The sequence below is a fragment of the Pseudomonas sp. P97.38 genome (assembly GCF_001269745.1).
GTDB lineage: Bacteria > Pseudomonadota > Gammaproteobacteria > Pseudomonadales > Pseudomonadaceae > Aquipseudomonas > Aquipseudomonas chlororaphis_E.
Genome location: NZ_LHVJ01000011.1, coordinates 13,739 through 29,707, shown reverse-complemented (window position 1 = coordinate 29,707; position 15,969 = coordinate 13,739). Strand labels below are relative to the sequence as shown.

Annotated in this window: 10 protein-coding genes; 5 read left to right on the top strand and 5 right to left on the bottom strand. The window is 62.5% G+C overall.

The genetic code is table 11. From position 1 onward, the window contains the following. Nucleotides 1-120: 120 nt before the first annotated feature. The 5 genes from AD664_RS05765 to AD664_RS05745 are packed head-to-tail and all read left to right on the top strand — an operon-like array spanning nt 121 to nt 6,637. Nucleotides 121-3,597 (top strand): response regulator, encoded by a 3,477-nt coding sequence (locus tag AD664_RS05765; protein WP_053145060.1) that lies wholly within the window; start codon nt 121-123, stop codon nt 3,595-3,597. Further along, nucleotides 3,597-4,412 carry a protein-glutamate O-methyltransferase CheR gene (locus AD664_RS05760; protein WP_042730899.1) on the top strand — a complete coding sequence of 272 codons (816 nt, stop codon included), beginning with the start codon at nt 3,597-3,599 and terminating at the stop codon, nt 4,410-4,412. The genes AD664_RS05765 and AD664_RS05760 overlap by 1 nt, the downstream gene beginning before the upstream one ends. After that, nucleotides 4,409-4,996 carry a chemotaxis protein CheB gene (locus AD664_RS05755; protein ID WP_042730898.1) on the top strand — a complete coding sequence of 196 codons (588 nt, stop codon included), beginning with the start codon at nt 4,409-4,411 and terminating at the stop codon, nt 4,994-4,996. Before AD664_RS05760 ends, AD664_RS05755 begins: the two co-directional genes overlap by 4 nt. Nucleotides 4,997-5,001: 5 nt before the next feature. After that, nucleotides 5,002-6,267, top strand: a complete 1,266-nt coding sequence (locus AD664_RS05750) for a hybrid sensor histidine kinase/response regulator (protein ID WP_047738714.1) — start codon at nt 5,002-5,004, stop codon at nt 6,265-6,267. After that, on the top strand, nt 6,260-6,637 hold the full coding sequence (locus AD664_RS05745; RefSeq protein ID WP_042730896.1) for a response regulator: 378 nt from the start codon (nt 6,260-6,262) through the stop codon (nt 6,635-6,637). Before AD664_RS05750 ends, AD664_RS05745 begins: the two co-directional genes overlap by 8 nt. A 125-nt stretch (nt 6,638-6,762) precedes the next feature. On the opposite strand, the gene AD664_RS05740 is transcribed toward AD664_RS05745, so the two are convergent. From AD664_RS05740 to AD664_RS05720, 5 genes are all read right to left on the bottom strand, one after another. Continuing rightward, nucleotides 6,763-8,433: an ATP-binding protein gene (locus AD664_RS05740; protein ID WP_042730895.1), complete on the bottom strand. Its 1,671-nt coding sequence runs from the start codon at nt 8,431-8,433 to the stop codon at nt 6,763-6,765. Then, nucleotides 8,430-9,932, bottom strand: a complete 1,503-nt coding sequence (locus tag AD664_RS05735) for an ATPase domain-containing protein (protein ID WP_053145059.1) — start codon at nt 9,930-9,932, stop codon at nt 8,430-8,432. Before AD664_RS05735 ends, AD664_RS05740 begins: the two co-directional genes overlap by 4 nt. A 165-nt stretch (nt 9,933-10,097) precedes the next feature. Next, on the bottom strand, nt 10,098-11,153 hold the full coding sequence (locus AD664_RS05730; protein WP_042730893.1) for a tetratricopeptide repeat protein: 1,056 nt from the start codon (nt 11,151-11,153) through the stop codon (nt 10,098-10,100). Nucleotides 11,154-11,367: 214 nt separating this feature from the next. After that, the gene (locus AD664_RS05725; RefSeq protein WP_053145057.1) at nt 11,368-12,789 is read right to left on the bottom strand and encodes an efflux transporter outer membrane subunit; all 1,422 of its coding nucleotides are present in this window, start codon (nt 12,787-12,789) and stop codon (nt 11,368-11,370) included. Further along, nucleotides 12,786-15,965, bottom strand: a complete 3,180-nt coding sequence (locus AD664_RS05720) for an efflux RND transporter permease subunit (protein ID WP_047738711.1) — start codon at nt 15,963-15,965, stop codon at nt 12,786-12,788. The genes AD664_RS05725 and AD664_RS05720 overlap by 4 nt, the downstream gene beginning before the upstream one ends. Nucleotides 15,966-15,969: the final 4 nt, after the last annotated feature.

Genomic DNA, 15,969 nt, shown 5'->3' with positions numbered 1-15,969 from the left:
CTTCGCTGCAAGGCAGACTGCCTGTGGGAATTGCGCCTTTGACTTGTCGGAAAATGTGGAATCAGCCGGTATTTTTCGGGCAAACTCCACGCTTTTCAACTGTCCACCAAGGCCTATTCCATGACCCTTCCGTCTTCGGTCGACGAGCAGAGTTTTCGTAAACTCCTGAGCCGCAACATCAGCCTGCCACTGGGCATCGGCGCCCTCAGCGCGGTGTTTTTCGTCGTGCTGATCACCTACCTGCTGTCGGTGATCCAGTGGGTCGGCCACACTGACCGGGTGATCAACAATGCCAACGAAGCCATCAAACTGAGCGTGGACCTGGAAACCGGCATGCGCGGTTACCTGTTGAGCGGCGACGAGCATTTCCTCGACCCCTATGAAGTGGCCAAGCCACAGATTTCAGCGGCACTCGATACATTGCTGGAATTGACAGCCGATAACCCGATCCAGACTGACCGCCTGCACCGGGTCCAGGCGCTCCAGACGGAATGGGCCGGCTATGCCCAGAGCATGATCGACCTGCAACGCAGCAGCGGCGATTACCGCGGCGCAGTCAAGGCCGGGCGCGGCAAGCGCTTGACGGACGAAATCCGCAAGACCTTCGAGGACATCGTCGAGACCGAACAGCAGTTGCGCGCCGAACGCAACGAGCGGGTACGGGCCACCACCGTCTGGAGCATCGCCCTGTACCTGGTGTTCGTCGCGCTGGTCAGCGGTCTGCTGGCGTACATCGGCCGTCGGGACCTGCTGGGGCTGTCCAACAGCTACAGTGCCAGCCTGAAAGTCCAGCAACAAAGCGCCGCGCACCTGGAAAAACTCGCCTGGCTGCGCAACGGCCAGACTCGGTTGGCCGAGCAGGTCCTGGGACAACTGACGCTCAACCTGCTGGGGCGCAACATCCTGCAGTTCTTTGCCCAGTACCTGGACACGGCCGTGGCGGCGATCTACGTGCGCGAAGAAAGCGGCCTCCTGAGGCGCGTCTCGACCTATGGCATGTCCCAGGATGAAGAACAGCAGCGCCAGGTCATCGAGGCCGGTGAAGGCATCGCCGGCCAGGCGGTGCAGCAAGGACGCCTGATCCGCCTGGATGAAGTGCCCGATGACTACCTGAAGGTCAGCTCCGGCTTGGGCCAGGGGTTGCCCAACAGTGTGCTGGTGGTCCCGACCAGCGACGATGGACGGATCAACGGCGTCATCGAGCTGGGCTTCCTGCGCCCGCTCGGCGAACGCGACATCGAGTTGCTGGAGCGAGTGGCCGGCAATGTCGGCACGTCCATCGAGGCCGCGCGTTATCGCCAGCGCTTGCAGGAAGTGCTGGCCGAAACCCAACAGTTGAACGAAGAGTTGCAAGTCCAGCAGGAAGAACTCAAGACCGCCAACGAAGAACTGGAGGAGCAGTCGCGCATCCTCAAGGAATCCCAGGCGCATCTGGAGGCCCAGCAACAGGAGCTGGAGCAGACCAACGAGCAGTTGGCCGAGCAACGCGACGCCATGGACCAGAAGAACAACGAGCTGAACCAGGCCCAGGTCCAGTTGCAGGAGCGCGCCGAAGAGTTGCAGCGTTCGAGCAAGTACAAGTCCGAGTTCCTTGCCAACATGTCCCACGAGCTGCGCACGCCGCTCAACAGCTCGCTGATTCTGTCCAAGCTGCTGGCGGAAAACCCGCAGCACAACCTCACCGAGGAACAGGTCAAGTTCGCCGAGTCGATCTATTCCGCCGGCAATGATCTGCTGAACCTGATCAACGACATTCTCGACATCTCCAAGGTCGAGGCCGGCAAGCTCGAAGTGCGTCCGGAAAACACCAGCGTGCCGCGCCTGGTCGAAGGGCTGCGGGAAATGTTCAAGCCCCTGGCGGCGGACAAGGGCCTGGCGTTCGAGGTGCAGTTGCTGCCGGACGCACCGCCGATGCTGTACACCGACCGCCAGCGCCTGGAGCAAGTGATCAAGAACCTGTTGTCCAACGCGGTGAAATTCACCGAGCACGGCGAAGTCTCGCTCACTGTGGCCGGTCAACCGGGCTCCGGCATTGCCTTCATCGTGCGCGATTCCGGCATCGGCATTGCGGCCGACCAGCAGCAGATCATCTTCGAGGCCTTCCGCCAGGCGGACGGCACCACCAATCGGCGCTATGGCGGCACCGGCCTGGGCTTGTCGATTTCCCGGGACCTGGCGGCCATGCTGGGCGGTTCGATTTCGGTTTCCAGCGAGCCGGGGCAGGGCAGCGTGTTCACCCTGGTACTGCCGGAGCGCTATGTCGAGGCTGGCGAACAACCGGTCGCGCCGCGCACATTCACCCCGACGACCACGGCACCCGTGGTGCCCAAACCGGCGCCGGCTGCACTGATTGCCGACGTGGAGACGCCCATTGCCCAATTTGCCGATGATCGGGACAAGGCGCCGTTCGACAGCCGTTGCATCCTGGTGATCGAGGACGAACCCAAGTTCGCCCGGATCCTGTTCGACCTCGCCCACGAACTCGGTTATCAGTGCCTGGTGGCCCACGGTGCCGACGAAGGGTTCGACCTGGCGTCACGGCTGAGCCCCGACGCGATCCTGCTGGACATGCGTCTGCCGGATCATTCCGGGTTGACGGTGTTGCAGCGCCTCAAGGAACAGGCCGGCACCCGGCACATCCCGGTGCACGTGATTTCCGTCGAGGACCGCGTCGAGGCCGCGATGCACATGGGCGCCATCGGCTATGCGGTCAAGCCGACCACGCGCGAAGAGCTCAAGGACGTGTTCGCCCGCCTGGAAGCCAAGCTCACGCAGAAGGTCAAGCGGGTCTTGTTGGTGGAAGACGACGACCTGCAACGCGACAGCATTACCCGCCTGATCGGCGACGATGACATTGAGATCACCGCCGTTGGCCTGGCCCAGCAAGCCCTGGACCTGCTGCGCGACAACATCTATGACTGCATGATCATCGACCTCAAGTTGCCGGACATGCTCGGCAACGACCTGCTCAAGCGCATGTCCACCGAGGACATCTGTTCATTCCCGCCAGTGATCGTCTACACCGGTCGCAACCTGACCCGCGACGAAGAGGCCGAGCTGCGCAAGTATTCGCGCTCGATCATCATCAAGGGCGCCCGTTCGCCGGAGCGGCTGCTGGATGAGGTCACACTTTTTCTGCACAAAGTCGAATCCCGGTTGTCCCATGAACGGCAGCGGATGCTCCAGACCGCCCGCAGCCGTGACAAGGTATTCGAGGGCCGCAAGGTGCTGCTGGTGGACGACGATGTGCGCAACATTTTCGCCCTGACCAGCGCCCTGGAGGCCAAGGGAGCGATCGTGGTCATCGGCCGCAACGGTCTTGAGGCGATCGAGCGACTGAACGAAGTCGACGACATCGACCTGGTGTTGATGGACGTGATGATGCCGGAAATGGACGGATTCGAAGCCACCGCGCTGATCCGCAAGGACCCACGCTGGCGCAAGTTGCCGATCATTGCCGTGACGGCCAAGGCCATGAAGGATGATCAGGAGCGCTGCCTGGCGGCGGGCTCCAACGATTACCTGGCCAAACCGATCGATCTGGATCGTCTGTTCTCGCTGATTCGCGTGTGGTTGCCGAATATGGAAAGAATTTAGTGGAACGAGACTCAGACATTGAATTGCGCTTGTTGATCGACGCGATCTACTTCAAGTACAGCTACGATTTCCGCGATTATTCCGGCGCTTCCATCAAGCGCCGGGTCCTCCACGCGCTGACCCAATTCGAATGCAAGACCATCTCGGCGTTGCAGGAGCGCGTGCTGCACGACCCGGGGGCGTTCATGCAGTTGCTGCAGCTGCTGACGATCCCTGTCAGCGAGATGTTTCGCGACCCGACGCATTTCCTGGCGATCCGCGAGGAAGTCGTGCCCCTGCTTCGGACGTACCCCTCGATCAAGATCTGGATCGCCGGGTGCAGCACGGGGGAGGAGGTCTATTCCATGGCGATCCTGCTGCGCGAGGAAGGCCTGCTGGATCGCACGCTCATCTACGCCACCGACATCAACCCGCGTTCGCTGGAAAAGGCCAAGCAGGGCATCTTTTCATTGGAAAACGTGCGCAGCTATACCCAGAATTACCAGCGGGCCGGGGGACGCTGCTCGTTTGCCGATTACTACACCGCGGCCTACGATTACGCGATGTTCGACAAGACCCTGTGCCAGAACGTGACCTTTGCCGATCACAGCCTGGCGACCGACAGTGTCTTTTCAGAAACTCAATTAATTTCTTGTCGTAACGTATTGATATATTTCAATAAAAAATTGCAAGATCGCGCATTTGGACTGTTTCACGAATCCCTGTGCCACCGTGGTTTCCTGGTCTTGGGCAGTAAGGAAACGCTGGATTTCTCGACCTACGGCAACGCATTCGAGCCGTTGGTCAAACCGGAACGGATCTATCGCAAGTTATGAACGAGACGATGGACAGACCCAAGTTTCCCATCGAGGCGATTGTCGTTGGCGCCTCCGCCGGTGGTGTCGAAGCGTTGCTCAAGGTGTTCGGACACCTGCGCAAGGGCTTCGGCTTGCCGATCCTGGTGGTGCTGCATTTGCCCGATGAGCGCGACAGCCAGTTGGCCCAGGTATTCGGCCACCGTCTCGCGGTTCCGGTCGAGGAGGCCCGGGACAAGCAGGACATCGTGCCCGGCACCCTCTATGTCGCCACGCCCGGTTATCACTTGTCGGTCGAGGCCGACCGCAGCCTGTCGTTGAGCCTCGAAGCGCCGGTGCACCATTCCCGACCATCCATTGACGTGTTGTTCGAGTCGGCCGCCGATGTCTACGGCCGGCATCTGCTGGCGGTGGTCCTGACCGGTGCCAACAGCGACGGCGCCAAAGGCCTGGCGAAGGTTCGCGAGCTGGGTGGCTACACGGTGGTGCAGGATCCCCGCGAAGCCCAGGTCGCGACCATGCCCGAAGCGGCGCTGGCCCTGCACGAGCCCGATCATATTCTTACTTTGCAAGCCATCGGCCAGTTGCTGGCCGGGCTGGAATGAACCACATGCCAAGAGATATTCAAGCCAAACTGCTGATCGTCGACGATCTGCCGGAGAATCTGTTGGCCCTGGAAGCGTTGATCAAGGGCGACGACCGCGAGGTCTTCAAGGCTCTCTCGGCGGACGGCGCGCTGTCCCTGCTGCTGCAGCATGACTTTGCCCTGGCCATCATCGACGTACAAATGCCGGACATGAACGGTTTCGAACTGGCCGAGCTGATGCGCGGCACGGAAAAGACCCGCAGCATCCCGATCATCTTCGTCAGCGCCGCCGGTCGTGAACGCAACTATGCGTTCACCGGCTACGAGAACGGTGCCGTCGACTTCCTGCACAAGCCGCTGGACACCCATGCCGTCAAAAGCAAGGTCAGTGTGTTCGTCGAGCTCTACCGCCAGCGCAAGGCCATGAAGGAGCAGGTGATCGCCCTTGAGCAGAGCCGCCGGGAGCAGGAGGCGTTGCTGCAGCAGCTGCAGGTCACCCGCGGCGAGCTGGAGCAGGCGGTGCGCATGCGTGACGATTTCATGTCCATCGTTGCCCACGAGGTTCGCACGCCCCTCAATGGGCTGATCCTGGAGACCCAACTGCGCAAGATGCACCTGGCCCGGGACAATGCCGCAGCCTTCACCCTGGACAAGGTGCGCGCCATGGTCGAGCGCGACGAGCGCCAGATCAAGAGCCTGATCCGGTTGATCGAAGACATGCTGGACGTGTCACGGATTCGCACCGGCAAGTTGTCGATCCGACCTTCGCGCATGAACCTCACGGCGCTGGTGGAAAACCTGGTGCGCAACTTCCAGCCGCAGATCGCGATTGCCGAGTGCTCGCTGATTTGCACGGCTGACCCGGCGGTGGAAGGGTTCTGGGATGAGTTCCGGATCGAGCAGGTGGTGTCGAACCTGCTGACCAATGCGCTGCGCTACGGCGGCAAGGGCCCGATCGAAGTGCGGGTCTACCAGACCCCCGAGCACGCGTGTGTCGAGGTCCAGGACCATGGCATTGGCATCAGCGAGGAAAACCAGCGGCGCATCTTCCAGCAATTCGAGCGGGTCTCTTCGAAGGCGGTCACCGCCGGCCTGGGACTGGGGCTGTTCATTTCCGAGCAGATTGTGACGGCCCATGGGGGTACCATTACGGTCAATAGTCGCCTCAATGAAGGGGCGTTGTTTCGTGTTTCCCTGCCTCTTCAGAAAGTTGTCGGACAAACGCAACCTCTGAGTGACCCCAGGGTCGTATCAGCAGCTATTGATCGAACAAAGGCTTCTCATGAGTGAAGATGCGCAAGATGTTGTACTGATCGTCGAAGACGACCCGTCGATCCTGATGGTGCTGTCGGCTTACCTGTCGGGCGAGGGATACCGCGTGCTGGAGGCCGAGGACGGTGCGCGGGCGTTCGAGATCCTGGCGAGCAAGCCGCACCTGGACATGATGATCACCGATTTCCGCCTGCCGGGCGGGATCTCCGGGGTGCAGATTGCCGAGCCGGCCGTCAAGCTGCGCCCGGAATTGAAGGTCATTTTTATCAGCGGCTACGCCCAGGAAGTACGCGACACCGACAGCCCCATCACCCGCAAGGCACCGATCCTGGAAAAACCCTTCGACCTGGACGTGTTGCAAGACATGATGCAGTCGATGCTGTCCTGAGAAACCGGGGGCAGGGCGGTTGACCGTAAGCCCATCCGGGAAGGATGGGCTGCCTTTGCGGTCTCGCAAGCGCAGCCCAGCGGGAGCAAGCTCCCTCGCCACGAGTCGCCACGAAGCCGTTAGGCTCAGCCTCCGATCATTTCCTGCACCTTTGCCGTCAACAGGTCGAATGTGAACGGCTTGGTGATCATCTGCATGCCGGGGTCGAGGAAGCCGCCCCGTACCGCTGCGTGTTCGGCGTAGCCGGTGATGAACAGCACGCGCAGGTCGGGGCGGATCTGCCGGCCGATTTCCGCAAGTTGCCGGCCGTTCATGCCGGGCAGGCCGACGTCGCTGATCAGCAGGTCGATGCGCTGGCCTGACTGCAGGATCGGCACCGCCTCATTGGCGTCTGCCGCTTCGACGAAGGCATAGCCCAGTTCGCTGAGCACGGTACTGACCAGCACCCGCACCGCGGAATCGTCCTCGACGATCAGTACGGTTTCGCCATCCTGTGCGTACGGCGGATGCTGGGCGGCGACCTGGGGTTCGTGGATTTCTTCGCCGACAAAACGCGGCAGGTACAGGGTCACGGTGGTGCCTTCGCCCACCGTGCTGTCGATGGCCACGTGACCGCGCGACTGCTTGCTGAAGCCATAGATCATCGACAGCCCGAGCCCGGTGCCCTGGCCGATCGGCTTGGTGGTGAAGAACGGATCGAACGCGCGGTTCATCACTGCTTCAGGCATGCCGCAGCCGGTGTCCTGCACACTCAGCACCACGTAGTCGCCAGGTTTGAGGTTGCTGTAGGCGTCGGTAAAGGTCGTGTCCAGGTGCTGATTGGAGGTCCGCACCACCAGGTTGCCGCCATCCGGCATTGCGTCCCGGGCGTTGAGCACGAGGTTGAGCAGGGCGCTTTCCAGTTGGTTGGGGTCCGCCTCGGCGACCCAGAGCTGGTCGTCCAGTTGCATGTCTAGGCGAATGCTCTCGTTGAGGCTACGTTGCAGCAGCTCCCCCATGGACAGCACCAGGGTGTTCATCTGCACGGCCTTGGAGTCCAGCGACTGGCGGCGTGAGAAGGCCAGCAGTCGGTGGGTCAGGCCGGCGGCGCGGTTGGCCGATGTCACCCCCAGGTCGATCAGGCTGTCCAGGTCTTCGGTGCGCCCCCGGGCCAGGCGTCGGCGCAACAGTTCCAGGCTGCCGATGATCCCGGTCAGCATGTTGTTGAAGTCGTGGGCGATGCCCCCCGTCAACTGGCCGACGGCCTCCATTTTCTGGGATTGGCGCAAGGCCTCTTCATTGTGGCGAAGCTGCGCGGTACGTTCTTCCACCTGTTGTTCGAGGGTTTCGAGGGTGGTCTGGAGCCGCTGTTCGCTGTTGCTCAGGTCGATCAGGCGGTCCCGGGCGTCATATTGCCTTCGGCGGCCGCGCAGGGCCGTGGTCACCAGGCTGACCAGGGTCACCGGATGGAACGGCCGTTCGAGGAAGGTCACGTTGCCCAGTTGCGCGCCAATGCGCGCCGCCGGGTTCTGTTCGGGGCCTCCGTGATGGGTCAGCAGGACGATGGGCAGGTCGGACCAGGCCGGTTGCTGCTCGATGTGCAGGAACAATGCCTCCAGGTCAGGCCCCATCAGGGCTTCCGAGGAAATCACCAGCAGCCCGGCGCCATGCGCCAGTTCTTCGCACAGGTGGCCCAGGTGCCGACAGATGAGGCCGCCAAAACCGGCTTCATTGAGAATCATCAGGGCGATCTGGCTGTCCCGTCCCAGCGGAGCGAGAATCAACGCCCGCTCCGACACGGGCTCGACTGACGTCACTGTGATTCATCCTTGAGCAACGGATTATCCGCTCCCATGTAGGTCGGTACCCCACGCAATACGCCCTGGAACGCTTCCAGCGGCTCCCCGATGGTCATGCCCCTGCCGCTGATGCGGTATTCGCGGATGGTCGACTCATGGGTGCCAGTGCGCTTCTTGATGATGGAAATGGCCCGGCGGACCTTGCCCAGGGCTTCGAAATAACGCAACAGAATCACCGTGTCGGCCAGGTAAGTGATGTCCACCGGGGCCTGCATGTCACCGACCAGGCCATGTTGGGCCACGGTCATGAACGTAGCGGCGCCCTTGCGGTTGAGGTAGAGCAACAGCTCGTGCATGTGCAGCACCAGGGCGTTCTCTTCCGGCATCGCGGCCTGGTAGCCGTTGATGCTGTCGATGACCACGGTCTTGATGTCGCCGGCATCGACGCAACGTCGTACCCGGTGGGAGAACTCGCCGGGAGACAGTTCGGCGGCGTCGACCTGCTCGATCAGCAGGTTGCCAGTGTCCTGAAGGGCCTGCAGATCAATGCCAAGGTTTCTCATGCGCTCGAACAACAGGCCGAGTTCTTCGTCGAAAATGAACAGCGCAGCCTTTTCCCCTCGTTGTACGGCCGCGGCGGCGAAGATCAGCGCGATCAACGACTTGCCCGTACCGGCAGGGCCCAGTATCAGCGTACTCGAACCGGTTTCGATGCCACCGCCCAGTAGTGCGTCCATTTCGTCGATGCCGCTGGACAACTGCAGGCGCTGGTAGGCACCCCGGTGCTCGGCGGCCACCAGGCGCGGGAACACATGCACGCCATCGCCCATGATGGTGAAGTCATGGAACCCGCCGCGGTATTTCTGCCCACGATACTTCACGATCCGGATGCGCCGACGTTCGGCGCCGTAGGTGGGCGTCAACTCTTCCAGGCGAATCACCCCATGGGCAACGCTGTGCACGGTCTTGTCCAGCGATTCGGTGGTGAGGTCGTCGAGCAACAGCACGGTGGCGTCGTAGCGCACGAAATAATGCTTGATGGCCAGGATCTGGCGGCGATAACGCAGCGAGCTCTGCGCCAGCAGGCGGATCTCCGACAGGCTGTCGAGCACCACGCGGCTGGGTTTGACCCGCTCGACCACTTCGAAGATTTGCCGGGTCGCTTCCCCCAGTTCGAGGTCAGAGGAATACAGCAGGCTTTGCTGGTGCTCGGCGTTAAGCAGGCTTTCAGGGGGCGTCAGCTCGAAGATGTGCACGTTTTCATCGATCGTCCAGCCGTGGGACGCCGCGCCTTGGCGCAATTCACGCTCGGTTTCCGACAGCGTGATGTACAGCGAGCGCTCGCCGGCTTGGGCGCCAGCCAGCAAAAATTGCAACGCGACCGTGGTCTTGCCGGTTCCCGGTTCCCCCTCCAGCAGGAACACGTGACTGCGGGACAAGCCACCGGAAAGGATGTCGTCCAGCCCTTCGATACCGGTGGCGGCTTTGGCACTGATCAACTCGTTGGATGTAGACAAAAAATGCCCTCTCATGACTAGGGATGTGGCAGCAGGCCTCGCGGGGCCTGAAAATGAGCTGCCTGAATACTTGACCTTGGGGGGTGATGGCGGTTCCGCTTCCTTTGACAAAACGAGCGTTGCTGCACAACTTCGCAGGTAACGTCCGCACCGCCGTTGCGATGGCTAGAGCCCTTGCTGCAAGGCCGGGTCGTCCGGGTTGAGCTGTTCGAGTTTGGCCAGCAGGATCTGCACGTTCTGCAGTTGTCCGCTCTCCTTCCAGTAATTGATCAGCAATACCCGCGCCTTGCGATTGGCCGGGTGGCGCTGGACGATCTCCTGGAGCTGTTTCTGCGCGGCCTCCAGTTCCTGCTCGGCATGCAACGTGGTCGCCAGGTCATAACGGTAAGTGCTGTTGTCAGGCTCAAGCTCCACGGCTTTCGAGAGGCCGAGCACCGCGTATTCGCTTTGGCCGTGATGCAACAGCCACAGGCCCAAGGCATGTTGCAGATAAGCCGAGTCCGGCTGGGTTTGCAACTGGCGAGCCAGCAGTTGTCGCGCCGCTTCGCCCTGGCCTTGCTTGTCCAGCACTTCGATCTGCATGACCAGCGCCGGCAAATTGTCCGGTTGCAGCTTTAACGCCTGTTCCAGCGCTTGCTGGGCCTTTTTCAACTCGGCGTTGTGCAGGTGCAGGCGGGCGAGCTGGTAGTGGGATTCGGCGCTTGGCGGGCCGTCTTCGAGCACCTGTTCCCAGGTGTCGATCGCCAGTTGCATGGCGCCGAAGTACAAGCCCAGCTCGTCGGGCGACAAGCCCAGGAGGGCGTTCACGGCGGCAAAGCGCACTTGCTGGTCATTGTCATCGAGCAGGGGGCCCAGCAGCAGGCTGCGTTGGCCGGTCGGCACCAGGCCGACGATGCTGCCGATGGCGGCGCGGCGCACTGGCGGCGATTCGCTGTGCAGGTCTGCATCGGCGAGCTTCAGGGCTTGGGGGCTGGGGTAGTTCGGCAGCTCGGCGTGCAGCCAGACCCGACGCTTGGGCGAAAGGTCCGGGCGGCCCAGTTGCTGGTAAAGCATCCGCGCCGCCCCCGGTTGCCCGTTGCGCGCCTGTTCCAGGGCTTCGCTGTAACCGCGCTTGACGGCTTCGGGAATCTGGGGGGTGGTGCTACGGAGCCAGATCGCGACCAGACCGATCACGAGCAGGGCGGACAGGCTCAGAAGCCAATAGCGGCGAGACGGGGACATGCAGGTAATCCATAACCGTGAAACATGAAATGTCGCAAGCTTCGGTCAGGCCGGGCTTTGAGTCAAACCTTGTAATGGTTTCTGTAGGGAAGCCTTGCTTGCGAAGGCGGCCTCTCCAATCCCCGGGCAAAAAAAAGCCCCGCGTCCGAATGAGAGGCGGGGCAAGGCAATTGGTTGGTTGCGGCCAACCAAAGGAGCTCGGTTACAAAGGGGCTCAGTTGCTGGCGACGGTCTCCGGTTGCCAGCCACCACCGAGGGCCTTGTAGATCGCGACGATGCCGCGGTACAGGTCGACTTCGGCCTGGGCCTGGGTGTCTTCGGCGGCCAGGCGTTCGCGCTGGGCGTCGAGCAGCACGAGGAAGTCCACGGTGCCTTCGCGGTAGCGGATTTCGGCCAGGTCGGCGGCGGCACGGCTCGATTCACTCTGGCGGATCAGCGAGATCAGCCGTTGCTGGCGCTTGCCGTAGTCGCTGAAGGCGTTTTCCGATTCTTCCAGGGCCAGCAGCACTTGCTGCTCGTAGGTCGCCAGGGCGCCGTCAGCTTCGGCGTTGGCACCGCGCAGGCGTGCCCGTACGCTGCCCAGGTCGAAGGCTGCCCAGGTAATGCTCGGGCCCAGTGCCCAAGCGTTGGCGGCCGAGGAGCCGATCTGCGAGCCGCGCCCGGCGGTAAAGCCGAGGAAGCCGCTCAGGCTGACCCGTGGGAACAAGTCGGCCTTGGCCACCCCGATGCGCGCCGTGGCAGCGGCCAACTGGCGTTCGGCACTGAGAATGTCCGGACGTCGTTGCAGCAGCTCACCCGGATCGCCGATCGGCAAGGCCTTGGCAATCGCCGGCAACTGCTTGGGACTGAGGTCCACGCTCAGCCTGTCCGGGCGCTCGCCCAGCAACGTGGCGATGCGGTTGCGCTGGCGCACCTGCTCGGCCTGCAGTTGCGGCACGCTGGCTTCCACCGAGGCCAGGCGCGCATCGGCGCGCATCACATCCAGTTGGTCGCCGACGCCGGCATCGCGCAGGCTTTCAGTGATCTTGCGCGAGTCCTGCTGGTTCTTCAGGTTCGCCAGGGCGATTTTTTCCCGCAGTTGCGCACCCCGCAGTTGACCGTAGGCGTCCACCAGCTCGGCGATCATCGTCACCTGCAATTGGTAGAGGTCAGCCTCGGCCGCCTGCTGGTCGGCGTCGGTGGCTTCCAGGTTGCGCTGGATGCGCCCGAACAGGTCCAGTTCCCAGGCCATGTCCAGGCCCAGGTCGTAGCGCTCGGTGTTGACCCGATCGGTGGTCTGTCCTGGGATCTGGCCCTTGCCCAGGTCGCTACTGGCGCGACTGGTGATGGTCGGCATGGCGTCATTGCTGGCGTCGTCGCGGATCGCCCGGGCGGCCCGCAGACGGGCGAAGGCCACGCGCAACTCGCGGTTGCCTTCCAGCGAACGAGTGACCAGCGCATTGAGCGTCGGGTCTTCGAACTGCTGCCACCAGACGCCTTCGAAACGGGCGCGGTCGAAGTTTTTCTGGCCGGCGGCACCGTCGGTGGCGGTGGTGATGTTCGCCGCCTCCGTGTGCGGGGCCTGGTAGTCCGGGCCCACGGCACAGGCACTGAGTGCCAGGACCAGCAAGCTCGGCACGAATGCTTTCAAACTCATTGTTGCGCCTCCAGTTTCAAGGCCCGGGCGGCCTTGCGGGCCTCGCTGCGCTCGACGAAGTTACGGATCAGTACATAGAACACTGGGGTCAGCAGCAGGCCGAAGAAGGTCACACCGAGCATCCCCGAGAACACCGCGACACCCATGGCATGGCGCATTTCCGCACCGGCGCCGCTGGAGAACACCAGGGGCACCACGCCCATGACGAAGGCGAAGGAGGTCATCAGGATCGGCCGCAGACGCAGGCGGCACGCTTCCAGGACCGCTGCCAGCGGGTTCATGCCTTCGAGCTGTTTATCCTTGGCGAACTCGACGATCAGGATCGCGTTTTTGCAGGCAAGCCCCACCAGTACGATCAAGCCGATTTGCGTAAAGATGTTGTTGTCGCCGCCGGAGACGATCACCCCGGTGATGGCCGACAGCAGGGTCATCGGTACGATCAGGATCACCGCCAGCGGCAGGCTCCAGCTTTCGTACTGCGCCGCGAGCACCAGGAACGCCAGCAGTACGCAGAGCGGGAACACGAACAGCGCGGTGTTGCCCGAGAGGATCTGCTGGTACGTCAGGTCGGTCCACTCGTAGGTCATGCCGTTGGGCAGTTCGTCCTTGAGCAGCTTCTCGATGGCTTTCTCGGCCTGGCCGGAGCTGTAGCCCGGGGCGGCGGCACCGTTGATTTCAGCGGTGATGAAGCCGTTGTAGTGCATCACGCGGTCAGGACCCGAGGTGTCGCTGACCTTGATGAAGGTCGCCAGCGGGATCATCTCGCCACGGTTGTTGCGCACCTTGAGCTGGCCGATCTGGTCGGCTTCGAGGCGGAACTGCTGCTCGGCCTGGACGTTGACCTGGTAGGTGCGGCCGAAGCGGTTGAAGTCGTTGGCATACAGCGAACCCAGGTAGATCTGCAGGGTGTCGAAGATGTCGCTGACGGCCACGCCGTGGGTCTTGGCCTTTTCACGGTCGATGGCGGCATCGACCTGGGGCACGTTCACCGTGTAGCTGGTGAACAGACCGGCCAGTTCCGGCACGCTGCGGCTCTTGGTGATGATGTTCATGGTCTCTTTGTACAGCTCGTCGTAGCCCAGGTTGCCCCGGTCTTCGATTTGCAGGCGGAAACCACCGATCGTCCCCAGGCCTTGTACCGGTGGCGGCGGGAAGATCGCCATGTAGGCTTCCTGGATCCCGGCGAACTGGCCGTTCAAGGCCCCGGCAATGGCACCGGCCGATTGGCTCGGGTCCTTGCGCTCGTCGAAGGGCTTGAGGGTCACGAACACGATGCCGGCGTTCGGGCTGTTGGTGAAGCCGTTGATCGACAGGCCAGGGAAGGCCACCGCGCTTTCCACGCCCGGTTGCTTGAGGGCCAGGTCGGACATGCGCTTGATCACGTCTTCGGTCCGGTCCAGGCTCGCGGCGTCAGGTAATTGGGCAAAGGCCACCAGGTATTGCTTGTCCTGGCCGGGCACGAAGCCGGTCGGCGTGTTGGAGAAGCCGAAGAAGGTCAGCACCATCAGGCCGGCGTAGAGCAGAAGGGCGATGCCACTGCTGCGGATCACACGGGCGACGGTGCCCACGTAACCGTGGCTGGCACGCTCGAAGAAGCGGTTGAACGGTCGGAACAGCCAGCCACCGAAAAGCTTGTCCAGGAACCGCGAGAAACGGTCCTTGGGCGCGTCGTGGCCTTTGAGCAACACAGCGGCCAGGGCAGGGGACAGGGTCAGGGAGTTGATCGCCGAGATCACCGTGGAAATCGCGATGGTCAACGCAAACTGCTTATAGAACTGCCCGGTCAAGCCACTGATGAATGCCGCCGGTACGAATACCGCGCACAGCACCAGGGCCGTGGCGATGATTGGCCCGGTCACTTCGCCCATCGCCTTTTTGGTCGCTTCTACAGGGGCCAGGCCCAACTCGATGTTCCGCTCGACGTTCTCCACCACCACGATGGCGTCGTCCACCACGATACCGATGGCCAATACCAGACCGAACAGCGAGAGGGCGTTCAGCGAGAAGCCGAATAGATGCATCACGGCGAACGTACCGATCAGCGAGACCGGCACCGCCACCAACGGAATGATCGAGGCGCGCCAGGTCTGCAGGAACAGGATCACCACCAGCACTACGAGAATCAGTGCTTCGAACAAGGTGTGGACCACCGCTTCGATGGAGCCGCGCACGAAGATCGTCGGGTCATAGACGATGCTGTAGTCCATGCCGGCCGGGAAGCCCTTCTTCAGTTCGTCCATCTTGGCGCGAACGTCGTTGGAGATCTGGATGGCGTTGGAACCGGGACGTTGGAAGATCGGAATCGCCACCGCCGGCTGGTTGTCCAGCAGCGAACGCAGGGCGTATTGGCTGGAGCCCAACTCGACCCGGGCGATGTCCTTCAGGCGCGTGATCTCGCCGTTGGCGCCGGAACGAATGATGATGTTCTCGAACTCTTCCTCGCTTACCAGGCGACCCTGGGTGTTGATCGAGAGCTGGAAGGCCTGGGCATTCGGCGCCGGTGGCGCACCCAGGGCACCGGCGGCCACTTGGCGGTTCTGTTCACGGATCGCGGTGACCACATCGGTGGCGGTCAGGTTGCGCGAGGCGGTCTTGTTCGGGTCCAGCCAGACCCGCAGGGAGTAGTCGCCCATGCCGAACAACTGCACATCACCCACGCCACCCAGGCGCGCCAGCTCGTCCTTGATGTTGAGCAGGGCGTAGTTGGACAGGTAGAGCATGTCGTAGCGTTTGTCCGGCGAGGTCAAGTGCACGACCATGGTCAGGTCGGGCGAGGCCTTGTCCACCGTGATGCCGATCCGGGTCACTTCTTCCGGCAGCTTGGGCTCGGTCCGGGTGACGCGGTTCTGCACCTGCACCTGGGCGTTGTCCAGGTCGGTGCCCAGGGCGAAGGTGATGGTCAGGGTGATCTTGCCGTCAGCGGTCGACTGCGAGGACATGTACAGCATGTTCTCGACACCGGTGATGGCTTGTTCCAGGGGCGCGGCCACGGTTTCGCCGATGACCTTGGGGTTGGCGCCGGGGAAGTTGGCGCGGACCACGACGGTCGGCGGCACCACTTCGGGGTATTCGCTGATCGGCAATTGGAACAGCGAGATGGCGCCGGCGATCAGGATCAGCAGCGAGAGCACCGCTGCGAAGATCGGCCGCGAAATGAAGAACTGGGAAAATTTCATCTGG

Excerpts from the sequence above, each read along its gene's own strand:
- AD664_RS05765 (WP_053145060.1), top strand. The coding sequence starts at position 121 with ATGACCCTTCCGTCTTCGGTCGACGAGCAGAGTTTTCGTAAACTCCTG.
- AD664_RS05755 (WP_042730898.1), top strand. The coding sequence starts at position 4,409 with ATGAACGAGACGATGGACAGACCCAAGTTTCCCATCGAGGCGATTGTC.
- AD664_RS05750 (WP_047738714.1), top strand. The coding sequence starts at position 5,002 with ATGCCAAGAGATATTCAAGCCAAACTGCTGATCGTCGACGATCTGCCG.
- AD664_RS05745 (WP_042730896.1), top strand. The coding sequence starts at position 6,260 with ATGAGTGAAGATGCGCAAGATGTTGTACTGATCGTCGAAGACGACCCG.
- AD664_RS05730 (WP_042730893.1), bottom strand. The coding sequence starts at position 11,153 with ATGTCCCCGTCTCGCCGCTATTGGCTTCTGAGCCTGTCCGCCCTGCTC.
- AD664_RS05725 (WP_053145057.1), bottom strand. The coding sequence starts at position 12,789 with ATGAGTTTGAAAGCATTCGTGCCGAGCTTGCTGGTCCTGGCACTCAGT.
- AD664_RS05720 (WP_047738711.1), bottom strand. The coding sequence starts at position 15,965 with ATGAAATTTTCCCAGTTCTTCATTTCGCGGCCGATCTTCGCAGCGGTG.